This window comes from Mesorhizobium sp. B283B1A (assembly GCF_020165735.1).
Lineage (GTDB): Bacteria > Pseudomonadota > Alphaproteobacteria > Rhizobiales > Rhizobiaceae > Mesorhizobium > Mesorhizobium opportunistum.
This window is the reverse complement of the sequence record NZ_JAIUIQ010000022.1, coordinates 39295-63162: the sequence shown is the minus strand read 5'-3', so window position 1 is coordinate 63162 and position 23868 is coordinate 39295. Positions and strand designations below refer to the sequence as shown.

Annotated in this window: 25 protein-coding genes; 14 read left to right on the top strand and 11 right to left on the bottom strand. The window is 63.2% G+C overall.

Going from position 1 to position 23868, the window contains the following annotated elements; translation table 11 throughout:
* The first annotated feature begins 129 nt into the window (after positions 1–129).
* From LB577_RS19790 to LB577_RS19780, 3 genes are all read left to right on the top strand, one after another.
* A complete protein-coding gene (locus LB577_RS19790; protein ID WP_013895256.1) occupies positions 130–498 on the top strand; it encodes an Hpt domain-containing protein in 369 nt (122 codons plus the stop codon).
* A 97-nt stretch (positions 499–595) separates the two neighbouring features.
* Positions 596–916: a 2Fe-2S iron-sulfur cluster-binding protein gene (locus LB577_RS19785; protein WP_013895257.1), complete on the top strand. Its 321-nt coding sequence runs from the start codon at positions 596–598 to the stop codon at positions 914–916.
* 82 nt (positions 917–998) lie between these two features.
* Positions 999–2030, top strand: coding sequence for an NAD(P)/FAD-dependent oxidoreductase (locus tag LB577_RS19780; protein WP_224687980.1), 1032 nt, complete (start codon positions 999–1001; stop codon positions 2028–2030).
* A 15-nt stretch (positions 2031–2045) separates the two neighbouring features.
* Here the strand turns inward: LB577_RS19780 and LB577_RS19775 are convergent, their stop codons facing one another.
* On the bottom strand, positions 2046–3524 hold the full coding sequence (locus LB577_RS19775) for an MDR family MFS transporter (RefSeq protein WP_224687979.1): 1479 nt from the start codon (positions 3522–3524) through the stop codon (positions 2046–2048).
* A 220-nt stretch (positions 3525–3744) separates the two neighbouring features.
* Positions 3745–4368 carry a DUF922 domain-containing Zn-dependent protease gene (locus LB577_RS19770; protein ID WP_224687978.1) on the bottom strand — a complete coding sequence of 208 codons (624 nt, stop codon included), beginning with the start codon at positions 4366–4368 and terminating at the stop codon, positions 3745–3747.
* 213 nt (positions 4369–4581) lie between these two features.
* Here LB577_RS19770 and folP point away from each other — a divergent pair, with 213 nt between their 5' ends.
* From folP to folK, 3 genes are all read left to right on the top strand, one after another.
* On the top strand, positions 4582–5466 hold the full coding sequence (gene folP, locus LB577_RS19765; protein WP_224687977.1) for a dihydropteroate synthase: 885 nt from the start codon (positions 4582–4584) through the stop codon (positions 5464–5466).
* Positions 5467–5539: 73 nt separating this feature from the next.
* Complete coding sequence (folB, locus tag LB577_RS19760; protein ID WP_224687976.1) at positions 5540–5899, top strand: dihydroneopterin aldolase; 360 nt, start codon at positions 5540–5542, stop codon at positions 5897–5899.
* A complete protein-coding gene (gene folK, locus LB577_RS19755; protein WP_224687975.1) occupies positions 5883–6395 on the top strand; it encodes a 2-amino-4-hydroxy-6-hydroxymethyldihydropteridine diphosphokinase in 513 nt (170 codons plus the stop codon). Before folB ends, folK begins: the two co-directional genes overlap by 17 nt.
* A 12-nt stretch (positions 6396–6407) precedes the next feature.
* On the opposite strand, the gene LB577_RS19750 is transcribed toward folK, so the two are convergent.
* Both LB577_RS19750 and LB577_RS19745 read right to left on the bottom strand, forming a co-directional pair.
* Positions 6408–6953 carry a DUF924 family protein gene (locus LB577_RS19750; protein WP_224687974.1) on the bottom strand — a complete coding sequence of 182 codons (546 nt, stop codon included), beginning with the start codon at positions 6951–6953 and terminating at the stop codon, positions 6408–6410.
* 13 nt (positions 6954–6966) lie between these two features.
* Positions 6967–8802 (bottom strand): monovalent cation:proton antiporter-2 (CPA2) family protein, encoded by a 1836-nt coding sequence (locus LB577_RS19745; RefSeq protein ID WP_224687973.1) that lies wholly within the window; start codon positions 8800–8802, stop codon positions 6967–6969.
* 246 nt (positions 8803–9048) lie between these two features.
* Here LB577_RS19745 and LB577_RS19740 point away from each other — a divergent pair, with 246 nt between their 5' ends.
* Complete coding sequence (locus LB577_RS19740; RefSeq protein ID WP_023769334.1) at positions 9049–9315, top strand: hypothetical protein; 267 nt, start codon at positions 9049–9051, stop codon at positions 9313–9315.
* 79 nt (positions 9316–9394) lie between these two features.
* On the opposite strand, the gene LB577_RS19735 is transcribed toward LB577_RS19740, so the two are convergent.
* From LB577_RS19735 to LB577_RS19720, 4 genes are all read right to left on the bottom strand, one after another.
* On the bottom strand, positions 9395–9946 hold the full coding sequence (locus LB577_RS19735; RefSeq protein ID WP_023769335.1) for a hypothetical protein: 552 nt from the start codon (positions 9944–9946) through the stop codon (positions 9395–9397).
* 99 nt (positions 9947–10045) lie between these two features.
* On the bottom strand, positions 10046–11155 hold the full coding sequence (locus LB577_RS19730) for a YcjF family protein (RefSeq protein WP_224687972.1): 1110 nt from the start codon (positions 11153–11155) through the stop codon (positions 10046–10048).
* Positions 11152–12630 (bottom strand): YcjX family protein, encoded by a 1479-nt coding sequence (locus tag LB577_RS19725; protein ID WP_224687971.1) that lies wholly within the window; start codon positions 12628–12630, stop codon positions 11152–11154. Before LB577_RS19725 ends, LB577_RS19730 begins: the two co-directional genes overlap by 4 nt.
* 76 nt (positions 12631–12706) lie before the next feature.
* Positions 12707–13210: a SixA phosphatase family protein gene (locus LB577_RS19720; protein ID WP_023780829.1), complete on the bottom strand. Its 504-nt coding sequence runs from the start codon at positions 13208–13210 to the stop codon at positions 12707–12709.
* 273 nt (positions 13211–13483) lie between these two features.
* Between LB577_RS19720 and dksA the strand changes: the two genes are divergently transcribed.
* A complete protein-coding gene (gene dksA, locus LB577_RS19715; protein ID WP_023769339.1) occupies positions 13484–13900 on the top strand; it encodes an RNA polymerase-binding protein DksA in 417 nt (138 codons plus the stop codon).
* A gap of 120 nt (positions 13901–14020) precedes the next feature.
* Here dksA and LB577_RS19710 read toward each other — a convergent pair whose 3' ends face one another.
* A complete protein-coding gene (locus tag LB577_RS19710; RefSeq protein ID WP_140569318.1) occupies positions 14021–14764 on the bottom strand; it encodes a flagellar biosynthetic protein FliO in 744 nt (247 codons plus the stop codon).
* 327 nt (positions 14765–15091) lie between these two features.
* Here LB577_RS19710 and cckA point away from each other — a divergent pair, with 327 nt between their 5' ends.
* Positions 15092–17668: a cell cycle histidine kinase CckA gene (cckA, locus tag LB577_RS19705; RefSeq protein WP_224687970.1), complete on the top strand. Its 2577-nt coding sequence runs from the start codon at positions 15092–15094 to the stop codon at positions 17666–17668.
* Between the two features lie 88 nt (positions 17669–17756).
* Positions 17757–18503, top strand: coding sequence for a DeoD-type purine-nucleoside phosphorylase (locus tag LB577_RS19700; protein WP_224687969.1), 747 nt, complete (start codon positions 17757–17759; stop codon positions 18501–18503).
* Between the two features lie 82 nt (positions 18504–18585).
* On the opposite strand, the gene LB577_RS19695 is transcribed toward LB577_RS19700, so the two are convergent.
* Positions 18586–18891 carry a ribbon-helix-helix domain-containing protein gene (locus LB577_RS19695; RefSeq protein WP_013895274.1) on the bottom strand — a complete coding sequence of 102 codons (306 nt, stop codon included), beginning with the start codon at positions 18889–18891 and terminating at the stop codon, positions 18586–18588.
* 233 nt (positions 18892–19124) lie between these two features.
* Here LB577_RS19695 and LB577_RS19690 point away from each other — a divergent pair, with 233 nt between their 5' ends.
* The 3 genes from LB577_RS19690 (at position 19125) to LB577_RS19680 (ending at position 21763) form a co-directional block, all read left to right on the top strand.
* Positions 19125–19520: a VOC family protein gene (locus LB577_RS19690; protein ID WP_023764833.1), complete on the top strand. Its 396-nt coding sequence runs from the start codon at positions 19125–19127 to the stop codon at positions 19518–19520.
* Positions 19521–19597: 77 nt separating this feature from the next.
* Positions 19598–20146 carry a gluconate 2-dehydrogenase subunit 3 family protein gene (locus tag LB577_RS19685; RefSeq protein ID WP_224687968.1) on the top strand — a complete coding sequence of 183 codons (549 nt, stop codon included), beginning with the start codon at positions 19598–19600 and terminating at the stop codon, positions 20144–20146.
* A 45-nt stretch (positions 20147–20191) separates the two neighbouring features.
* Positions 20192–21763: a GMC family oxidoreductase gene (locus LB577_RS19680; protein WP_224687967.1), complete on the top strand. Its 1572-nt coding sequence runs from the start codon at positions 20192–20194 to the stop codon at positions 21761–21763.
* Positions 21764–21818: 55 nt separating this feature from the next.
* Here the strand turns inward: LB577_RS19680 and LB577_RS19675 are convergent, their stop codons facing one another.
* Positions 21819–22217 (bottom strand): hypothetical protein, encoded by a 399-nt coding sequence (locus LB577_RS19675; protein ID WP_224687966.1) that lies wholly within the window; start codon positions 22215–22217, stop codon positions 21819–21821.
* A gap of 379 nt (positions 22218–22596) precedes the next feature.
* On the opposite strand from LB577_RS19675, the gene urtA reads away from it, so the two are divergent.
* A complete protein-coding gene (gene urtA / locus LB577_RS19670; protein WP_411969306.1) occupies positions 22597–23841 on the top strand; it encodes an urea ABC transporter substrate-binding protein in 1245 nt (414 codons plus the stop codon).
* The last annotated feature ends 27 nt before the right edge of the window (positions 23842–23868 follow it).

The window sequence follows — 23868 nt, the reverse complement described above, 5'->3', positions numbered from 1 at the left end:
AAATATAAGGTTAACAGAAGCGTGATTCCGGTGCCGCTTTCGCAACATTTTTCCGGGCCACTCATTAACTCGTTATCCACTGGATTCGCCTAGTTTTCCAGGCGACCGAAGAAAACGGAGTTCGAGTTCATGCGTGGCGAAAGCGGCATTGCCTTCTCAATGCCCGGGGGCGACGTATCGGGAACGAGGCAGTCCCGGCCGGTCGATTTGGCACACCTTGCCCGGCAAACGATGGGCGATCGCGCCCTCGAGCAAGAGGTGCTGGCCCTGTTTGTACAGCAGGCGCTGTCGGTGCGCGACAAAATAGTCGACGCCGACGTCAAGGGACGGCTTCTGCTGGCGCATGGGCTGAAAGGCTCGGCGCGCGGCGTGGGCGCCTTCGCCATCGCCGATTGCGCCACCGAAATCGAGCGTCGTCCGGAGGACGGTCAGACACTCAAACGGCTTGGCACGCTGATCGACGAAGTGCGCGATTTCATCGCCGCCATCAATCGCTGATCCCGGTTTGCGGAAAAACGTCACGGAGCGGCGCTTTCGCGCGGCAGTTGACTTGTCTGCCGGAGTGATTATCTCGGCGGAAACTCTCAGGTGACAAATGACAAAACTGACCTTCATCGCCCATGACGGCACACATTTCGACGTGGACGCCGAAAACGGCTCGACGGTCATGGAAAACGCCATCCGCAACGCCGTGCCGGGGATCGAGGCGGAGTGCGGCGGCGCCTGCGCCTGCGCGACCTGCCATGTCTATGTCGATGAGGCGTGGACGGCCGAAGTCGGAGAGCCGGAGGCGATGGAAGAGGACATGCTGGACTTCGCCTACGAGGTCCAGCCCAATTCGCGGCTTTCCTGCCAGATCAAGGTGCGCGACGCGCTCGACGGCCTCGTCGTGCGGGTGCCGGAGCGCCAGGGCTGAAAAGCCGATTTTTCCCGCTGCCGCTTGGCAGCGAGCCGGTGGTCATGCAGTCTCACGCCAACACAGCAGCGAGGCAGAGCGCATGACCGGCACCATCAGCACAGACGTCCTCATTGTCGGGGCAGGGCCTGTCGGCCTGTTTGCGGTGTTCGAGCTCGGCCTGTTCGACATGAAGTGCCACCTGATCGATATTCTCGACCGGCCAGGCGGCCAATGCGCGGAACTCTATCCCGAGAAGCCGATCTACGACATTCCCGGCTGGCCTTCGATCTCGGCGCAGGGGCTGGTCGACAAGCTGCTCGAGCAGATCGCGCCGTTCAAGCCGGATTTCACCTACAACCGGATGGTTTCCAGCCTCGAGAAGCTGGAGGATGGCGGCTTTCGCGTCACCACGGACGAAAACGAGGTGTTCGAGGCCAAGGTTGTGGTGATCGCCGCCGGTGGCGGCTCGTTCCAACCGAAGCGCCCGCCGATCCCCGGCATCGAACCCTATGAAGGCAAGAGCGTCTTCTATTCGGTGCGCCGCATGGAGGATTTTCGCGGCCACGACCTGGTCATCGTCGGCGGCGGCGACTCGGCGCTCGACTGGACGCTGAACCTGCAGCCGGTGGCAAAGAGCGTCACGCTGGTCCACCGACGGCCCGAATTCCGGGCCGCACCCGACAGCGTCAACAAGATGTATGCCATGCAGGAGATGAAGCAGCTGGAATTCAAGGTTGGCCAGGTGACCGGGCTCACCGGCGCCGACGGCCAGCTCTCATCCGCGACCATCAAGGGTGGTCCGGAGGGCGATGTCGAGGTGCCTTGCACCCGCATGCTGCCATTCTTCGGCCTGACCATGAAGCTCGGCCCGATCGCGGAATGGGGGCTCAATCTCCACGAGAACCTGATCCCGGTCGACACCGAGAAGTTCCAGACATCGGTGCCCGGCATTTTCGCGGTGGGCGACATCAACTGGTATCCCGGCAAGCTGAAGCTGATCCTGTCGGGTTTTCACGAGGTGGCGCTGATGGCGCAGGCCGCCAAGCGCATCATCAGCCCCGGCGAACGTATCGTGTTCCAGTACACGACATCGTCCACGAGCTTGCAAAAGAAGCTCGGCGTGGTGGAGTGACCTGGCTGACCGGCTCTACTCGGCCATCACCGGCGGGTGCTCGGCCTGGCCGCGAAGCGGTTTTTCCGGCATCAACGCAAGCGTGATCAGCGCCAGGAACAGCGTCGCCGCGGCGGCAAGGAAGATCATCACGAAGGGCTCGGCGGATATGACCTGGCCGACGGCCAGTGTGCCTTCGCCGGCCAGCGGCAGGCCATAGCCGAGGGCGACGGCGCCGAGCATTGCAACGCCCAGCGCGCTGCCCAGCGAACGCAGGAAGGTCAGCACGCCGGTCGCGACGCCAAGATGCGCCCGGTCGACGGCGTTCTGGACCGATACGGTGGCGACCGGGAAGGTCGTCCCGCTGCCCAGGCCGACACAGACCGTCAGGACTTCGACAACCAGCAGCGAAGCGCGCCCGGCGACGAGGGCGAGCAGGCCGAGGCATATGATCGAGAAGAGCACGCCCACCATGGCGATCCGCTTGTAGTGGACGAAGCGCGGTATTGTTCGCCCGCTGAATGTCGCGCCGGCCACGGTGCCAAGCAGAAGCCCCAGCATCGCAAGACCCGACTCGCTGACCGACAGGCCGACGATCGACTGCAGGTAAACAGGCAGGTAGACCGCCAGGCCTATGTTGGCAGCCTGCAGAAGGAACATCGACAAGGTGCCGGCGCGGACGATCGGGTTGCTCAGCACTTCAAGCGAGATCAGCGGTTCGGCCGCGCGCAGCAGCCGCAGCGAAAACGCCGCCCAGAAAACCACCGATGCCGCCAGCAGCCCGAGGATTTCGCCGGACAGCCACGGATACTCGCTGCCGCCCCAGTTGAGCGCCAGCAGCAGCAAGGCCGTGGCCGCGACGAGCAGCAGCGCGCCCAGGCCGTCGATGCGATGCCGCTTGGCGGCGATCGGCAGTTTCTTGAGCGGGTTGTTGATGATCGCCATCGCCAGCAGGCCGAGCGGGATGTTGATCCAGAAAATCAGCGACCAGTGAAGATGTTCGGCGAAGGTGCCGCCAAGCAGCGGCCCGGCGATGCTGGCGACTGCCCAGGTGCCGGAGATCCAGGCGGCGTAGCGCGCACGTTCGCGTGGCGGGACGAGGTCGCCGATGACGGTTTGCGTCAAGGTGAACAGTCCGCCGCCGCCGGCGCCCTGGATGGCCCTGCCGACGACCAGCACAAACATGTTGGGCGCCATCGCGCTGACCACCGATCCGAGGAGAAAGATCAGGATAGCGGCATAAACGGTTGGCCGGCGGCCATAAACATCCGAGATCTTGCCGTAGAGCGGTGCCATGGCGGTCGCGGTCAGGAGATAGCCGGTGACGATCCATGGCAGATACTGCGCGTGGCCGAGCGCGTGGCCGATGGTCGGCATCGCCGGCGCGACGATGGTCTGGTCGAGCGCCGCCAACAGCATCGACAGAAGCACGCCGGCGATGATGGCGTTCTTCTCGCTTTCGGTCAGCGGCGTGGCTGCAGCCGTCATGGTCTGCTTGTCGACAGCCTGGTCCATAGTCTTTGTCCATGTGCTTGCGCGCCTTGCGGTTCACCGACAGGGCTGGCCTGGTGCGTCCGCCACGCGATCGGTCGTGGTGCTCGTGCTCGATGGGTCGTGCGCTGCCAACCCGTGATATGTCGTTCCCTATAGGCCGATTTCGACCGCCGCTCGAAAATTTTTCGAATCTGGCACTACGCTTCGGCCGGGTTGGCGCCATGGATGCGCCGAGGAAAATTCAGGCCGGCGGCCGCAATTGGCCACTCTCGATACGCTCGATGCGATAGCGCAGGAGCCGCAGGATGCGGCTTTCGAAATTGACGCCCTCGACGCGATCGAACTGCACCTGGGCGCGGTCGTGCTCGGCGAGGACGGCGGCGGTGATTTGGGCCGCCTTGGCCTTTGCCGCATCGCAATCCTTCCGCGGATAGGTCGCCTTCAGCGCCTCTTCCAGCTTGCGGGCGTGATTCTTGGCAATCTCGACATGGCGCTCCTCATGGCGCTTGATGTCGGCCGACAGCGTGTCCCAGAACAGCTTCACGTCGGCATCCGCCTTGCGCGGGCGGCGCCATTCCGGAAGGATCACCTTGACCTTGACGGTCACGGCGGCGTCGGCGATCCGGCAGGAACCTGCCTGCCGGGCGTAGCTGATGCGGGTGGTGAAGGCCATCTGGGTGGCACCGGGGTGGCGGGAGCCCGTGCTCTTGACCTGTGGCCCGCGTTTGGAAAGCTGCGTCTCGATATCGTCGAGGGTGCTGCCGCCGATGGAAAAATAGCTGTATGTCTTCACGAGATTGGCCGCGCCCGCCGGGATGGCGGTCATGGCAAGCAGCAGTGCGCAGAGCAGGGATCGTTTCATCATGTTGCCTCTTCGAGCACCTTGCTTTACGGCCGTTGCCGGCGCAACGGAATTGATCCGGCGCGGATCACACATCGTTGATGAGCCTAGAGTCGGATGGTTTCGGGTCGGGTCGACCTGAAATCTGAATTCGCCTCCAAATCAAAGGGGTAGAGCATCATGTCGTCCGAAAACTGCTTCACATTTTTCGGCATCATGCTCCGAGGTTGACGAGCAATGACGGCGAGGCGATGGCAACTGGCCCATGGACGCCATCTCGACCTTGGCGAAAGAGCCGTGGTTGCCGGCATCCTCAACGTCACTCCTGACAGCTTTTCCGACGGCGGCCTGTTCGATGCAACCGAGACGGCACTGGCCCAGGCACGCCGCATGATCGCCGAAGGGGCGGGGATTGTCGATGTCGGCGGGGAATCGACCAGGCCCGGCGCTGCCGCGATATCGGCCGGGGAGGAACAGGCGCGCGTCCTGCCTGTGATCGAGGCGCTGGCGAGCGCCGGCGACGTGCTGATTTCCGTCGATACCTATCGAGCCGAAACCGCGCGCCTTGCGGTGGCTGCCGGCGCGCACATCGTCAACGATGTCTGGGGTTTGCAGCGCGAGCCTGACATTGCGCGCATCGCGGTTGAAACCGGTGCCGGGCTCATCGTCATGCATACCGGGCGGGACCGCGAGAAGCTGCCCGACGTCATTGCCGACCAGTTGGCTTTCCTGGGAAAATCACTGGAGATTGCCCGCGGGCACGGTGTCGCCGACGACCATATCGTGCTCGACCCCGGTTTCGGCTTCGCCAAGGAGACGGCGGAGGAAAACCTCGACCTGATGGCGCGGTTCTCCGAGCTTCATGGGCTCGGCTTGCCGCTGATGGCCGGCACCTCGCGAAAGCGCTTCATCGGCACCGTCACCGGCCGCGATGTGGCCGACCGCGCCGCCGGCCCGGCGGCGCCCAGCGTCATTCTCAGGCTCAAGGGCGCGCATCTGTTTCGCGTCCACGATGTCGCAATCAACGTGGACGCACTGGCCATGGCGGATGCTATGCTGGCGCGCGAAACCGCCGCATCGGCCCGAAAACCGGAATCGATTGTCGGAAAGCACGATGCGTAGATTCAAAAGTGTTAGAGCGTGCTTTGTGCGTCCAAATGGACGCACAAAGCTCTATAGACCGGAACGCTGAGCCATGTATGTCATCCGCTTGAAGAATTGCGCCTTCTTTGCCCGGCATGGCGTGCTGGACGAGGAGGAGGCGCTGGGCCAGCGTTTCTATGTCGACGCGGTGCTGTCCGTCGAACCCGGGCGCGCCCTTGTCGACGACGCGATCGGGGAAACCGTCAATTATGGCATCGCCTTCATGGTGATCGAGAAGATCATCACCGGCGAGCGGCGCTTCCTGATCGAGGCCCTGGCAATGCAGGTGGCAAAGGCGCTGACGGAACGGTTTCCCCAAATCAGGAAGGCCGAAATCACCGTGCGCAAGCCCAATGCCCCGGTGCCCGGCGTGCTCGATTACGTCGAGGTGACCGTTGTCTGGCCAGAATAACACCGTCTATCTCAGCCTCGGCGGCAATCTCGGCGACCCGGCGGCCTCGATGGCCGCGGCGCTGCGCATTCTCGACGCCGATGCCGATACAAGCGTGGCCGCTGTTTCCTCGCTCTACCGCACGCCGCCCTGGGGCAAGCTCGATCAGCCGGATTTCCTCAATGCCGCCGCCGAACTGTCGACGCGGCTTTCGCCTCGCGCGCTGCTCGACCTCTGCCTCGACGCGGAGCGCAAGCTGAAGCGGGTGCGCGAGGAGCGCTGGGGGCCGCGCCTGATCGATATCGACATTCTGGTGTTCGGTGACCGTGTTATCCACGAAACCGGGCTGGAAGTGCCGCATCCGCGCATGCTGGAACGCGCCTTCGTGCTGGCGCCGCTGGCCGAGATCGCGCCCCGTCTGGCGGTCGACGGGCGAAGCGTATCGGAGCGTTTGGGCGGGGTGGATGCCGCCGGTATCGAGCGGCTGCCATCCGGCCGCGACTGGTGGCTACCCTAGGCGGCCGGGGCATCAGCCAGAGAAGCCACCACCGTCCAAAAAAGCCTGTTCCTCGGCCGTGGTTTCGCGGCCGAGCATCTTGTTGCGGTGCGGAAAGCGGCCGAAGCGCTGGATGATGTCGCGGTGCTCTTCGGCATATTTGAGGTATTCGGGCGCATTGGCGGCGGTGAGTGCCACGGACCTTTCCTGATCGGCGAGCAGTTCCGAGTGCTCGAACGGCAGATACAGGAACACGCGGAGTTCGGGTTCGAGCAACAGGTCGTGGCCGGCCATGACCGCTTTTTGAGCGAAATGCCTGGCAAGCGGGTCGGTGGCGCACATATGGCCGGTGCCGCGAAAGCAATTGCGCGGAAACTGGTCGAGCAGGACCATCAGCGCCAGCGAGCCTTCGGCATGATCCGACCAGGCGTCGCATTCACGCCGCGCGGCTGCGTAGTGCAGGTCGAGAAAGCGATTGCGGAAGTCGGCATCGAAAGCCTCGTTCTTCTCGAACCATGCATCCTCGCCGGCGTCCCGCCAGAATGTGGCGACCGACAGGGCTCTGCTGTCCAATTCCATGCGTGTTCCCTATTCAATCGGCAGTTTCGGATTTGTGCAGCACGCCGGCCGTTTCTTCATTGAGGGCCTGGCCGGCACGACGCGGCGTGGAGAGCGGCGTCGGAATCGGCGTTCCGATATTGCCCCTGAGGAAACGCTGTCCGGCGCGAATGCCTTCGGCGAGCTGGGTTTCGAAACGGTCGGTGTCGCGTCGCCTGACATCCTCGATCGTTTCGGCGACGTCCTCCGGATCCACGCCGAGCGATTCCAGGGCCGAGCCGCCGAACACCAGCGCCGATTCGAAGGTCTCGCGCAGCTGGAAGTCGACGCCCACGCGAATGAGCTGCAGTGCCGTGCCGCGATCGAAGGCGCGGGCCAATACGGTCAGCAACGGAAACTCGGCTTTGACAAGCTCGGCGATGCGAACCGCGACATCGGCCTTGTCGACGCAGATGAGCACGGCGCGCGCCCGGCCGGCACCGGCCGCATGCAGGATATCGAGCCGCGTGCCATCGCCATAGTAGACCTTGAAACCGAAGTCGGCCGCCGCCTGGATCATCTCGACGTCGTTGTCGATGATCGACACATCGATGCCGCGAAGCAGCAGCGGCTGGCTGGCGATCTGGCCGAAGCGGCCGAAGCCGATGATCAGCACGCTGCCGCTCAGGCCGTCGGCGACATCGACCCCATCGAGCGACTGCTCGTCGCGCGGCGTCAGGTAGCGCAACGCCACGATCGCCAGCGGGGTCAACACCATCGAGATGATGACAATGGCGGTGAGCGTCGCATTGGCCTGGTTGTCGATGATGCCGACAGCGGCGGCGGCGGAATAGAGAACGAAGGCGAATTCGCCGCCTTGCGCCATGAAGACCGCGCGTTCCAGCGCTTCGCGATGGCCTGTCTTGAGGATGCGGGCGACGGCATAGATGCCGAACGCCTTCATTGCCATGTAGGCGACGACGTAGATGGCGATCAGCTTCCAGTTCGCGGCCACCACATGCAGGTCGAGCGACATGCCGACCGCGAGGAAGAACAGGCCGAGCAGGATGCCGCGGAACGGTTCGATGTCGGCCTCGAGCTGATGGCGGAAGGTCGATTCGGACAGAAGCACGCCGGCCAGGAACGCACCCATCGCCATCGACAGGCCGCTGAGCTGCATGGCGAGCGCCGACCCGAGCACGACCAGAAGTGCGGCGGCCGTCATGACTTCGCGGGCACGGGCATCCGCCAGGATGCGGAAGAAGGGGTTGAGCAAATAGCGCCCGGCTACCACCAGCCCGATGATCGCGGCAATGCCGATACCGACCTCTGTCAGCCGCTCCGACAGGCTGGTGTCGGCGCCGCCGGGCGCCAGGAACGCGATCAGGGCCAGCAGCGGCACGATGGCGAGGTCTTCCAGCAGCAGGATGGAGACGATGCGCTGGCCTTTCGGCGAGGCGATCTCACCGCGTTCCTCGAGGAGCTGCATGACGATTGCCGTCGAGGTCAGCACGAATCCGGCGCCGGCGACGAAGGATTGCGAGACTGGAAACCCGCCGGCCATTCCAACGCCGGTCAGCAGGACCGCGCAGACCCCGACCTGAAACGCGCCGAGCCCGAAAATCTCGCGGCGCAAGCTCCAAAGCCGCGACGGCTGCATTTCCAGCCCGATGATGAACAGGAACATGACGACGCCGAGTTCGGCGACATGGAGGATGGCTTCCGATTCGGAAAAGATGCGCAGTCCGAACGGTCCGATCACCACGCCGGCGGCCAGGTAGCCGAGAATCGAGCCCAATCCCATGCGCTTGAAGATGGGAACGGCGACGACGCCGGCGGCGAGCAGCGCCACCACCTGGACCAGATCGCTGCCCGATACCTCTGCCGCCATGCCGTCATTCCGCTCGTTCGAGGATCGTTTCCGATTGTGAAGTCGTGTGACAAGGGCGCAAAGATACGGGCTTCGGCGGGGATCGAACAGCCCCGAATCCCGAACCAGGGCGATGTTGCAGGGCGATACACAAGTTGACGCCGCAACCACGTTGCTTCTTGCCACAATCAGAGGTTAAGGACGCTCGGCTTCGGCCATTGGAGGGCGCGACGATCAAGTCGCGCCCTTTTTGAGGAGATGACTGACATGAAGAAGTTTTTGTTTGTGGCCGTCGGCCTGGCGGTGCTGGCCGGTTCGGCTTGCTCCAAGGCGCCCGAGTGCACGGCGGAGATCGCGACCAAGAAAGCGCAGGACATGGCCGCCGCGCTGCAGGAAGCGATCACCAAGGATCCGTCCAAGGCGGCTGACCTGACCGCCAAGGTGCAGGCGGTGACAACGAAATACCAGGGCGCCACCACGCTGGCCGACGCCTGCAAGGCCTATGACGAGTTGACTGTGGCGATCAAGGGCTAAACGCCTGATTCGATGGGATCAAAACCGAGCGGCGGCCTGTTGGTCGCCGCTTTTTTGTTTCGGGCAAGATCCAGGATGGTCAGTTCGGGGCGATGGAACCGACTTCGACGGTGTCGACGCGTTTCAGGCTCATGCCGATCACCGGGACAAGCTGATCGGCGACGCGGACGGCAACGGTCACGGTCATCGAATTGTCGTCGGGAATGCGGGCCTGCATGACGCCGCGCAGCTGGTTTCGGTTGATGGTGAAGACCACTTTGCGGGCATCGACCACATTGCCGCCAATAATGTCGAGGCCGGAACCGGCCGCGCCGCCCATGAAGGAACCCTTGTAGTCGCGGCCCCTGCGCTCGATCTTGGCCGACATCTGCTGGGTGAACATGCCGACCCGGCAGCCGCCGTCGAGCGTCATGCCCATCTGGCCGTCGGGCGTCGAGCCGGTGAAGCTGCAGTTGAATTTCGTGCCCTTGTACTTGCCGGCGACGATCTCGCCCGGGCCAACCCATTTGCCTTCGGCCGAATGGAAGAACTGTTTGTCCGGCTCCGCCGCCGACGCCCCCGAGGCGATGCCGGCGACCGCTGTGATCGCGGCGGCGAGAGGCAGGATGCTGGACAGAATTACGCTTTTCATCGACGACACCCGGCAACAAAGAGGCTGTTTGAAACCGGTTCGACCATGAAGAAGATTGGTTAATGCTTCGTCACTTTCGGTGTTCGAAAGCGCAATCTGTCAACCATCTCGAATGCTCGAACCTTGTTTGCCGGGCTCGGCGGTTTCGGCGCCTTTCCTTGTCGCAAACGATGTCAGCGCCGAGAGGAAATCGCCCAGGCCCGGGCGCTTCGCGGCGCTAAAGGGCAGGGGACGAGCGGTCTCCATCGCGGCGATGCCGATGCGCGCCGTCATCATGCCGTTGACGACGCCCTCGCCAAGCTTGGCCGAAAGGCGTGCCGCCAGGCCGTGGCCGACGATCTGCTGGACGAAACTGTCGCCAACGGCGATCGAGCCGGTGACCGCCAGATGCGCCAGCACGCTGCGCGCCAGGCGGAAGAACCCCAGCGTTCCCGGCCGCCCGCCATAAAGTTCCGACAGGCGGCGAATGAGGCGCCCGGCCTCGAAGACGACATAGGCGACATCGACAAGCGCCCGCGGGCTGACCGCCGTCACCAGCGAGACGCGTTTGGCGGCCTCGAGGATCATCACCTTGGCCCTGGCGTCCAGGGGGCCGAGAATTTCCGCTTCGGCCAGGCGCACCAGATTGCCGCCATCGATGATCTCGCCGCGCAGTTCGGTCAGGGCGCGGCGGCCAGCCGCCGTCTCGGGTTTGGCCGCGACGAAAGCCGACAGTTCGTCGACCACCGACCGTGCCGCCTTCGGATCGTCGCGGGCGATGGCGTCCAGCGCCCGCTTCTGCAGCTTTTCGACTTCGGCGAGGCGGGCGATCGCCAGGAATTCGCGGATGAGTATCACCAGCAACGCCAGTACGGCGACTGCGGCCATGCCGGCGGCCAGCCAGCCCAGCCATTCGGCGCGCGCGAACAGATCGCGGATGAGCTGGTCGGTCCACAGGCCGACAGCCAGCGAAACCAGCACGCCAATGGCGCCGAAGAAAATGCCGCCGAACAGCGAGCGTTTCCTGGGAGCGATCGCCGGTGGCGGTTCGGCGGCGATGATATCGGGTTCGTCGAAGACGTCGACTTCCGCCGGGATGACCAGCGCGACGCCGGGCTTCATCGCACGAGGTTTGCGCGAGGGCTCGTCCGGGCGCGCCTGTGGCGTCTGTTGTCTCGGCGCGGCCTCCGGCTCGATGCGGAAGGCCGCCGGCTTGCGGGGCGCGGTCATGCCAGATGGTCTCCGATCAGGAACTGCAAGGCACGGTCGAGCCTGATATGCGGCAGCGACAGCGTGACGCCTTCGGCAGTGCGTTCGAGTTTTGGCGGACGGAACCGGACAAAACGGATTGCCGGGTCGGCAGAGTCCTGCCTGTGGTCGGGACCCGAAACGTCGAACACCGCATCAATTTTTTTCGGTAAATCACCGGGAAATATAGCAGTTTCCGTCTTTCCGTCGAACGTTTCACCGTTGATCTTCTCGCCGGCGATCGGCGTGCCGATGATAACCGGCAATGTCTCGCGGCCATGCTTGACGGTGCCTTCGCGGGTCGCGCGCACCGCCGCCATGGCGACCACATCGACGTCGGCGCCGGTGAAATTCGCCCGCGCCACGGCACGGTCGGCCAGGCGACGTACGATCGCCTGCAAGCGGTCATGGCTTTCGTGGTGCAGGTGATCCGCCTTGGTCGCCGCGACCAGGATGCGGTCGATGCGCCGTGAAAACAGGTCGGTGAGGAAACTGCCCCGCCCGGGACGGAAACAGGCCAGAATCTCGGTTACCGCCCGCTCCAGGTCGGCCATGGCGCCGGGGCCGGCGTTCAGCGCCTGCATGGCGTCGATCAGCACGATCTGGCGGTCGAGACGGGTGATGTGTTCGCGGAAGAAGGGTTTGACGACATGCGTCTTATAGGCCTCGTAGCGCCTTTCCATCATGGCATGGAGCGAGCCGCTGCGTGGGCGCCTGTCGCCGAGGCCGGCCAGCGGCGCGAAGGTCAGCGCCGGCGAGCCTTCGAGATCGCCAGGCATCAGGAAGCGGCCGGGCGGCAAGGTCGAAAGTGCCCTTTCGTCGAGCTTGCAGGCCTTGAGATAGGCGGCGAAGCTTTCGGCCAGGCGGCGTGCGGTCATCTCGTCGGCGTCGGCATTCGGGTCGATCTCGGCAGATATTGCCCGCCAGGCCCGCGACAGGTCCTCGCGCACCGGCAAAGCGGCCATCTCAATGGCCTCGCGCGAAAAATCGGCGAAGGATTTGCCGAGCAGCGGCAGGTCGAGCAACCATTCTCCGGGGTAGTCGACGATGTCGACCGACAGTTTGCCTGACGAGAACATGCGGCTCCAGCCGGAGGCCGATTCATACTCGATGGTCAGCCGCAGTTCCGAAATGGCGCGCGTCGAATCAGGCCAGACGCGGTCGTTGACCAGTGCGGCGATGTGATCCTCGTACTGGAAGCGCGGCACGGCGTCATCCGGCTGTTCTTCGAGGAAGGCGCGCGCGATTCGCCCGGACTTCTGCGCCTCGAACAGCGGCAGGCGCCCGCCGTGGATCAGATTGTGGACCAGGGCGGAGATGAACACCGTCTTGCCGGCGCGCGAAAGCCCTGTAACGCCCAACCGCATCGATGGAGAAAAAAGCCCTGAGGCGCGTCCCGACAGCGTATCGAGGGCAATTCTCGCCTCGTCGGTGAAGGTGGTCAGCGATGATGCCAAAATGTGATCTCTCGGGCTTCGGTCCGTCCGATATAGGCTCTGGAACCCAGCTTTGAAATGGCGCCGGAAATCGGGATCAAAGATCGGCCGGTGTCAGAAACGCTTCGAGATAGCCCGCGTGCTGGGACGCTTTCGCCAGATCGTCGAGGAAACGCACCACCGCCAGGCCCGAGGTCGGGAACCCATGATTGAGCATTGCGCGCGCCGTCTCGTCGCCGTCGCCGGAAACCGCCATGGCCAGATCCTCCGTCATCGGGTTGTGGCCGATGACCAGCAGCGAACCCGAGCCGCCGTGCTCCTGGATGAGGCGGAGATAGCCGGCCGCGTCCTCGCTGTAGAGCGTGTCGAAAAACAGAACCTTGCCGGTGTCGGTCTGGCCGGCCAGGCCCTCGAGTGTCTCCTTGGCGCGCTTGGCATTGGAGCACAGCGTCAGGTCCGGAACATAGCCCCGTGATCGCATGGCCGTTCCCATGATCTCGGCATCGGCGCGGCCGGATGCATCGAGCGGGCGATCGAAATCGCGCATGCCGGGCAGCGCCCAACCGGCCTTGGCGTGTCGTAACAGATAGAGCCTGCTCACCCAACCTCCATGACGCCGAAAGCCGAAACCGCACCGCGATTAGCCACGAGAACGGCTTGGCGCACAATGGTTCGTGTTCTCGGCTCGATGAATCACAGGAGACTGCGCGGCAAAGGGTTGACGCACTTTCTCCATCGAATCAGGGGCATCTCGCCCCAAGGAGGGCCGCCGGGATACTTTAACAATTGCGTGAGTCGGTCGCCGATTGCGCTTGTGCAGGCGTTTGGTCGCGAATATATAGGCGCCAAATTTGGGGCTGTTTGGGTGAGTCGAATGAACGACATCGTTACCGCCGATTACGTACCCTCCGAAGACGAGCCGTTCATGAACGAACGACAGAAATCCTACTTCCGCCAAAAGCTCGTCACCTGGAAAACTGACATACTGCGCGAAGCGCGCGAAACTCTCGAAATCCTGCAGCAGGAAAACGCCAACCACCCGGACCTCGCCGACCGCGCCTCTTCGGAAACAGACCGCGCCATCGAGCTCAGGGCCCGCGATCGCCAGCGAAAGCTCATCTCGAAGATCGATTCGGCGCTGCAGCGCATCGACGAAGGCACTTACGGCTATTGCGAGGAAACCGGCGAGCCGATCGCGCTGAAGCGGCTCGATGCGCGCCCGATCGCGACATTGTCGATCGAAGCGCAGGAACGGCATGAGCGCCGCGAGAAAGTCTACCGCGACGACTGAGCCGTACTTCCCGCGCTGAGGTGCAGTGACATCGATGTTGAAATGGCCGGGAAACCGGCCATTTTTATCGAGAACTCAGCGCCGAATCGGCCCAGCCCACCGGCAAGCGGCTCAGGCGCGCTACCTCTTCTGGCTGGACAGTTCGCCCAGAAGCTTGGTCATTTCGTCGTCGAGGGACTGCGGCGCCTTGGCCGCCGGTTTGCCCGCCGGGACGCCGGAGCGGGGCTGGTCGAGCGAAACCTCGAGTTCCCTCATCAGCGTGTCGTCGATGCTGTCCTGCCTTGACGGCGGCGGCGCGTGCTTGACGACATTGGCGTTGGCGGAGCCATAGGCGGGCAGCGGCGTGACATTGGTCGACTGATAGGGTTGCGTCGCCGGCTTCGGTGCGGGCGCCGGTGGCGGCGCTGCCGGGCGCGGGCGGGCGGGCATCGCCGCGGTCACCGGCTGCGGCGCCGGTGCCTGTCTTGGAGGCGCGGGGGCGGGCTGGGGCGGCCGCGGTTTTGCCGGGGCCGCGGTGGCAGGGACAGGCTGCAGGCCGCCATCTCCGGTCAGCGCCGGACGGCGCGGCGCGGCAAGGCGAATGTCGCGTTCGACGACGACATCGGTCGGGCCGCCGATCAGAAGCAGGTGCTCGATATCGTCGCGGCGCACCAGCACCAGCCGGCGATGGCTGTCGACGGCGGTGGCGTCCATGACGGCCAGCCGCGTCTTGCGGTTGCGGCCGCCGGCGACAAAGGTTCCGAAGGTCAGGTTGCGGACAAGCCTGATGATGACGAGCACGATGACCAGCAGGATCAGCGCGGCGAAGGTCCACAGGAGTGCTGCCGCATAACCGGGGCCCGCCACGCTATCCAGCCACTGCATTGGTTTCCCCTGGTCGGTTTTGGAAAGTGAGGCGACACTAGACCGTTGCGGCTGGCCACCGCAAGTTACCTTTCACGCATCGTGAACAGCTTGAAACACTGGGAGGCCGGTCGGCATCATTTTTATCTGACATTTGCCGCCCGGGCCTTTTCCGGACTAGGAGAATGTGATTCAACCGGCTAAAGCGCGTCGCGCTGAAGCCGATTCATGCGACGCGCCTTAGGTCCTTGTTTTCATGCAGGTCGTTTTCCCAAAACCGAAGTCATTTTTGGGCGACATGCATTAGGGGCGGGTGTCGGAACGTCGGACTTCACGAGCAGGGGGCATATGGCCAAGGAAGCGCGAGCCGATTTCTATCCGGTACCGATCGTCGACCAAAACACGCGACCCGGCGCGGTCACCCGGCTCATCATCTTCATCGTCGTTCTGACGGGGGCCGCGATCGTCTTCGGCCTGTTCCGCGAGCGCCTTGGCGATCCCTTCCTGCTCGGCATGCTCGGCGTGCTGGCGATGATCGGCGTCGGCTTCCTGTTCGCGACCGCGATCGGCTTCGTCCAGATCACGCCTCGCTCGACCGGCGACGAACTCTCCAAGGCCTTCGTCGATTCGATGTCGCAGGGGCTGCTGGTCACGGACACCAAGGGCCGCGTCGTCTACGCCAACCGGGCTTACGCCGACATGACCGGGGCGTCGTCGGCCGCCGACCTGAAGACAGTCGAAGGGCTGCTTTCGGATGTTCCCGAGGCCTCGGTGACCATCTACCGGCTGGCCTCCGGCCTGCGCGACGGCCAGCCCGGCGACGGGGAATTCCGGCTGGCGCAATCGATCCGGCCCGGCGCCGAACCGGGCGCCCGCTGGTACCGCGCCCGTGCGCGCGCCTTCAGCGTTCCGGGCCAGCGGCTGCCCATGCTGGCCTGGCAACTCGCCGATATTTCGCAGGAGCGGGCCGAGCAGGAGCGTTTCTTCCTCGACCTGCAGAAGGCCATCGACCATCTCGACCACGCCCCGGCCGGCTTCTTCTCCGCCGATCAGGACGGCCGCGTCACCTACATCAACGCCACGCTCGCCGAATGGCTGGGGATCGATCTCGCCAGCTTCACGCCTGGCGCGGTGAGCTTGCCCGATATCGTCGCCGGTGACGGCATGGCGCTGGTGCGCTCGGTCAAGGCCGATCCCGGCACGACACGCAACGCCGTCATCGATCTCGACCTGACGACGATGACCGGCGAAGCCCTGCCGGTGCGCTTCATGCATCGCGTTTCGGCCAGCCGGGAAGGTATCGGCGGCCCGACGCGCACGATCGTGCTCAACCGCACGCAGGGCGAGGATGCTTCCGCCGATCTGCGCGCTTCGGAAGTGCGCTTCACCCGGTTCTTCAATTCGACGCCGATGGCGATCGCCGGCGTCGATGCCAGCGGGCGCATCCTGCGCACCAATGCGCCGTTCCTGTCGCTGTTTTCCTCGGTCGTCGATCGGGATGCCGTGGATCGCCGGGTGCGGCTCGATACGGTGATCCACGGGCGCGACCGGCCGGCCTTTGCCGCCGCCTTCGAGAAGGCCCGGCAACGGCAGGCCGACATCGATCCGATCGACACCGTGCTGCCCGGCAACGAAGACCGGCATATCCGTTTCTACGTCAATGCCGTCGCCGACGGCACCGGCGGCGAGGGCGCCGAGGAATCGGCCATCGTCTACGCCGTCGACACCACCGAGCAGAAGGCGCTCGAAGGCCAGATGGCGCAAAGCCAGAAGATGCAGGCGGTCGGCCAGCTTGCCGGCGGCATCGCGCATGATTTCAACAATGTGCTGACCGCCATCATCATGGCGTCGGACCTGCTTTTGACCAATCACCGGCCGTCGGATCCGTCCTTCCCCGACATCATGAACATCAAGCAGAATGCCAACCGGGCGGCTTCGCTGGTCAGGCAGTTGCTGGCATTCTCGCGCAAGCAGACGCTGCGGCCGGAAGTGCTGAACCTGACCGATGTGCTCGCCGATCTCAGGATGCTGCTTGCCCGCCTGGTCGGCAACGACATCAAGCTGAAGGTCGACCACGGCCGCGACCTGTGGCCGGTCAAGGTCGATATCGGCCAGTTCGAGCAGGTGGTGGTCAACCTGGCGGTCAACGCGCGCGATGCGATGCCGGCCGGCGGCGATCTCACGGTGCGGACCCGCAACGTCACTACCGAGGAATGCAAGACCTTTCCCTACCGGGAGCTTACCGCGGCCGACTATGTCGTGGTCGAAGTCGAGGACACCGGCAGCGGCATCGCGCCGGACGTGCTGAAGAAGATCTTCGAGCCGTTCTTCACCACCAAGGAAGTCGGCAAGGGCACGGGCCTTGGCCTGTCGATGGTCTACGGCATCATCAAGCAGACCGGCGGCTTCATTTTCTGCGATTCCGAAGTTGGCAAGGGATCAACCTTCCGCATCTTCCTGCCGCGTCACATCGCGGAAGCAAAGACGGCAGGCGAGCCCGGTGAAGCGCCGAGCGCGGCGCCGGCCAAACCGGCCGACAGCACCAAGGACCTGTCCGGATCCGCCACGGTGCTGCTGGTCGAGGACGAGGATGCCGTGCGCATGGGCGGCATGCGGGCGCTGACCTCGCGCGGGTATACGGTGCACGAGGCGTCCTCGGGGGTCGAGGCGCTGGAAGTGTTCGAAGCGCTTGGCGGCAAGGTCGACATCGTCGTTTCGGACGTGGTGATGCCGGAAATGGACGGGCCGACCCTGCTTGGCGAATTGCGCAAGCGTCAGCCGGACATCAAGTTCGTCTTCGTGTCCGGCTATGCCGAGGACGCATTCGCCAGGAACCTGCCGGCGGACGCGCAATTCGGGTTCCTGCCGAAGCCGTTCTCGCTCAAGCAACTGGCAACGATCGTCAAGGACGTGCTCGAATCGTAAATTAGGTGCTCCTGCTGCTCTGCCCTTGCGCAACGCGCTGACAACGCCATGATTGCGGGTGAAGGGCAGGCGGGTTCGGGAGCAGCTGTTGACGCCGCACATCGAAGCAGACAGGGGCGACTACGCCGATACGGTATTGCTGCCGGGCGACCCGCAGCGCGCCGAATGGATGGCGCGGACATTCCTGGAAGCCCCGCGCTGCGTCAACCGCCGGCGGGGTTCGCTCGGGTTTACCGGTCTGTTTCGGGGCCAGCCGGTCAGCATTCAGGCGACGGGTATCGGTGTTTCATCGTTCCTGATCTATGCCCATGAATTGCTTGACTACTATGGCGTCCGAACATTGATCCGCACCGGCACCTGCGGCGGTCTGAGCGCGGAGGTCAAACTGCGCAGTCTCGTGATCTCACGGTGGGCACGGCCGGAAAATACCGAGAACGGTCAGGTCTTTGGCCTTTACGACGACGACGCCGGTCCGGATGCGGGCCTTCTCGCTTGCGCATTGGCCAAGGCAGCCGAATTGGGCATCGACCACCACGCCGGTCTGACGGCCTGTACCGACATATTCTACCATCCTGAAGCGCATGCCCGCTATGCCGAAGCAAGAGCGCTTGGAGCGCTGGCCGTGGACATGGAAACCAGCGCGCTCTACCGCATCGCGGCGCATTTCGGAGCGAGGGCGTTATCGCTGCTGACCGTCGTCGACAATCTGGTTACCGGCGAACTGACCGACTATTCCGAACGCCAGGGACTCTTTGCCGATATGGGCCGGCTGGCGCTCGAAATCGCTGCGGAAGGGCGCCAGAGCGGTCCACGGTTTCACCGAAAACCGCCCTAACTCTTTGTTTTGTCGCAATTCCCAAGGGAAAGCGCTACGCGCTTTTCCCAGGAAAACTGTTTCACTCTTTCCTGAAATGTCTCTAGGCCGCTTCCCGCTTCAACGCCATTCGCTCATCCATGTCGGGCCGATGGCCGCGCAGATAGAGCGCGCAGGTCGTCCGCAGCATGGAGGCGAAGTTCGGGATTTCGCCGTTGATCTCGATGGCCTCGTCGTACAGCTTCGAGATGAATTTGGGCGTCGTCAGGTTCTGGCTTTCGGCGATTTCATCGAGCAGGGCCCAGAACGTCGCCTCGAGCTGGATGCTGGTCGAATGTCCGTCGATGCGGATCGACCGGTTGATCTGGCGATAGCCTTCCGGATCCTGCGCGGCAAAGACTCGGCACATTGTTACCTCCCGTTTTTGTTAGTCTTGGGTGCCGACGGAGCCGCCGGCGCCTTTTGAACACTGCCTGCAATTTCATCTTCGGTCGGACCGCCGACAACGGCAATCAGACTTTCGTCCTTGAGACGGCATGACACTAGCCGTTTTCCTGTCCCACGCGTGGTAATCGGCTGCCACCACCTTTCCTGGCCGGCGCGCATAATCATCTTCGAAGCATGAAAGCTGCGGAGACTGATTTGGCGAAGGCGATCCACACCATGATCCGGGTTCTCGACGAGATCCGGTCCATCGATTTCTACAACAAGGCCTTCGGCCTCGATGTCGCCCAACGGCTGGATTTCGAGACCTTCACGCTCGTTTACCTCAGCAACGCCGATACCCCTTTCGAAGTCGAGTTGACCGTCAACAAGGGTCGGCAGGAGCCTTATGCGCTCGGCGATGGCTATGGTCATCTCGCTGTCTCCGTCGCCGATCTCGACAGCGAACACGACCGGCTTGGCGCCCTCGGCCTTAACCCGAAGAAGATCGTAGAGTTCGATCGCGACGGTTCACTCATCGCCCGCTTTTTCTTCATCGAGGACCCCGACGGCTACAAGATCGAGGTCCTGCAGCGTGGGGGACGCTTCCAATAGGAGATAACCCGCCGCGCGAACCGGCGCGGCGCCAGCAACGGCACCTCAGGGTGCGAACAGCAAGCAGGGAGGAAACTATGGTCACGATCTATGAGAGTAAGCCTGGCTACGAAAGGAAGCCTGGCCTGTCACGGCGCGAGCTTCTCAAACGCGGCGGCATCGGCGCGATGCTCGTCATCTCCGGCAGCGCCGTCATCAGCCCCGAACATGCCTGGGGGCTTGAGACATCGGCGCTGAAACCCGAGACGATGGCGACGCTGATCCAGGTGGCGCGCGACATCTATCCGCACGATCAGGTTCCGGACAAATATTACGCTGTCGCCGTCAAGGGCCATGACGAGATGGCCGGCAAGGATTCGGCCCACAAGGCGCTTATCGAAAACGGGATCGCCGACCTCGACAAGAAGGCCGGCAAGGACGGCTACCGCGGGCTTGGCTGGGAAGAGCAGCGGGTCGCACTGCTCAAGGACATCGAGAACTCGCCCTTCTTCCAGGCGGTTCGCGGCGGCCTCGTCGTCAGCCTCTACAACCAGAAGGAGGTCTGGCCGATCTTCGGCTACGAGGGCGAGGCCTATTCCAAGGGCGGCTACATCGCGCGCGGCTTCAACGACATCGAGTGGCTCTGAGCTGCCTGGCTCAACCGCATCCAATTGATTTCATGGGAGGAAACCATGGCAGCAGCATTTGATCTGAAGAACGATGGCGTGGTCGTCATCATCGGCTCGGGCGCCGGTGGCGGTACGCTCGGCAACGAACTTGCGCAGAAAGGCATCGACGTCGTTATCCTCGAGGGCGGCGCGCGACACGAATATGAAGATTTCATCAACGACGAGTGGGATTCCTTTGCCCAACTCGCCTGGAAGGACAAGCGCACGACCTCAGGCGACTGGCGTGTGGCCAAGGATTTTCCGAACCTGCCGGCGTGGATCGTCAAGTCGGTCGGCGGTTCGACCACGCACTGGGCCGGAGCGTCGCTGCGCTTCCAGGAACATGAGTTCAAGACGCTGTCGACCTACGGCAGGCTGGAAGGCGCCAACCTTCTGGACTGGCCGGTCACATTGGCCGAGATGGAGCCCTATTACGCCAAGGCGGAAGCCAAGATGGGGGTGACCGGCACCAATGACTGGCCGCGGCTGCCCGGCAACAACAACTTCAAGGTGCTGAAGGCCGGCGCCGACAAGCTCGGCTACAAGGAATGCCACACCGGCAACATGGCGATCAATTCGGTCGAGCGCGACGATCGCATGTCCTGCCAGCAGACCGGCTTCTGCTTCCAGGGCTGCAAGTGGGGCGCCAAATGGTCGACGCTCTACACCGAGATCCCCAAGGGGGAGGCGACCGGCCATCTCGAAGTCCGGCCGAACGCCATGGCGGTCAAGATCAATCATGACGCCTCGGGCAAGGTGACCGGCGTGGTCTATGCCGACAAGGACGGCAAGCTGCAGGAGCAGAAGGCCCGCATCGTCGCCGTTGCTGGCAACTCCATCGAAAGCCCGCGGCTGCTGCTCAACTCGCAATCAGCCAAGTTCCCGCATGGCCTCGCCAATTCGTCGGGCCAGGTGGGCAAGAACTACATGCGTCATACCACGGGCTCGGTCTATGCCATCTTTGACAAGCCCGTGCACATGTATCGCGGCACCACCATGGCCGGCATCATCCGCGACGAGGCGCGCCACGATCCATCGCGCGGCTTCGTCGGCGGCTACGAGTTCGAGACGCTGTCGCTCGGCCTGCCGTTCATGGCGGCTTTCCTCGATCCGGGCAGTTGGGGCCGCTCCTTCACCACGGCGCTCGACCATTACGACCATATGGCGGGCCTGTGGATCGTCGGCGAGGACATGCCGCGCGCGGAAAACCGCATCACGCTGCATGCCGACGAGAAGGACGAGCACGGCATGCCCATCGCCGACGTGCATTTCGACGACCATCCCAACGACACTGCGATGCGCAACCATGCCTACAAGCAGGCTTCGGCGCTTTACGCCGCGGTCGGCGCCACACGCACCTTCCCGACGCCGCCCTATCCCTCGACCCACAACCTCGGCACCAACCGGATGAGCGAGAAGGCTGAGGACGGCGTCGTCAACAAGCATGGCCAGGCGCATGACATCAAGAACCTGTTCGTGTCCGACGGCAGCCAGTTCACCACGGGTGCCGCGGAAAACCCGACGCTCACCATCGTGTCGCTGGCGATCCGCCAGGCCGACTACATCGCCGCCCAGATGTCGGCCAAGACGATCTAACCTCCCGACTGCCTGCTGGCGCGGGGCCCGACAGGGTTCCGCGCCTTTTTTCGTTTTAGTTCTTGGTGCAGGTCGAGGCGGTGAAGGCGCCGTCGGGCTGCTTCATGATGATGTCGAAGGAGGGCGGGTCCTGGCCGTCCAGCGTCGCCTGGGTCATCGACAGCGCGTTGCCGCCGGTGGTGTAGCCGCCCAATGGCCCCAGCCAGGTGATGACGCCGTTGGCATCCATCTGATAATTGTAACCCTGTTGGGCGGTGCCGAAGGTGACAGGGCCCGTATAGACATTTCCCTTGATGGTGATGTCGCCGAGGCTGAGGAACATGCCGAGCAGATAGACTTCGCAGTGGTAGGTGCCGTCGGGCATCTTGCCGTCGCTGAAGTCGGCCCGCGCGGCCCCGGTTGCTGTCGCCAGAAACGCGATGCCGATGAAAATGCGTGAAATCAGGGATGCCATGACGTCGCTCGGTTGAGAAGCGAGCTTGCCCTATTTTTGCGCTGTGCCGCAACATTTGTAATTCGCGACCTGTGCATTTAGACCAAAATCTAGGCATTTACTAAAAATGGGCAAAATTTAGGCAGATGCCGTATGCGGTGCGCAAAATTCCCTCAACCGATTTTTAACCGGCTCTCTTTGATTTGCTCAATTTAATATAATAACTGCCTGATAATGTTTGTCTATTTGTCGGTTTTCTATGCCCCGGAGGCGTTTGGCATGGGGGTTGCATTGCATTGTTGCGGTGCAATCAACCAGCTTGGGAGTCTTCGCTATGAGGGGTAATTTCTCGACAATAACAAAAATATTCTCGGCAGGTGCGGTCGCCGCCGGCCTGCTGATGTCGGCGCCCGCCAGGGCGGCCGACGATACGATCAAGGTCGGCATCCTGCATTCGCTGTCGGGGACCATGGCGATTTCGGAGACGACGCTGAAGGACGCCATGCTGATGCTCATCGCCGAGCAGAACGCCAAAGGCGGCCTGCTCGGCAAGAAGCTCGAGGCCGTTGTCGTCGATCCGGCTTCAAACTGGCCGCTGTTCGCCGAAAAAGCGCGCGAGCTGATCTCCAAGGACAAGGTCGCCGCGGTGTTCGGCTGCTGGACCTCGGTATCACGCAAATCGGTGCTGCCGGTATTCTCCGAGCTCGACAACATCCTGTTCTATCCCGTCCAGTATGAAGGCGAGGAAAGCGAGCGCAACGTGTTCTACACGGGCGCCGCTCCGAACCAGCAGGCGATCCCGGCTGTCGATTACCTGATGAGCGAAGATGGCGGCTCGGTGAAGCGCTGGGTGCTTGAAGGCACCGACTACGTCTATCCGCGCACCACCAACAAGATCCTCGAAGCCTATCTGAAGGCGAAGGGCGTCGCGGCCGAGGACATCATGACCAACTATACGCCGTTCGGTTTCTCCGACTGGCAGACGGAAGTTTCGGCGATCAAGAAGTTCGGTTCGGCCGGAAAGAAGACCGCTGTCGTCTCGACCGTCAACGGCGACGCCAATGTGCCGTTCTACAAGGAACTCGGCAACCAGGGTATCAAGGCCGAGGACATCCCGGTCATGGCCTTCTCGGTCGGCGAGGAAGAACTTGCCGGTCTCGACACCAAGCCGCTGGTCGGCCATCTCGCCGCCTGGAACTATTTCGAGAGCGTCAACACGCCCGAGAACAAGAAGTTCATCGCCGACTGGCACAAGTTCATCAAGAACAACAAGCGCACCACCAACGACCCGATGGAAGCCCACTATATCGGCTTCAACATGTGGGTGAAGGCGGTCCAGAAGGCCGGCACCACCGATCCGGACAAGGTCATCGATGCCATGATCGGCGTTTCGGTGCCGAACTTGACCGGCGGCTATTCGACGATGATGCCGAACCACCACATCACCAAGCCGGTGTTGATTGGTGAGATCCAGGCCAATGGCCAATTCGAAACGGTTTCGAAGACACCTGGTCTCGTGATGGGCGACGAATGGTCCGACTATTTGCCAGACTCCAAGGATTTGATCTCCGATTGGCGCAAGCCTCTGTCCTGCGGCAACTTCAACGTCGCTACCGGCAAGTGCGGCGGCAAGGGCACGAACTGATCCTCCCGGGCTGGACCTTGCGGTCCA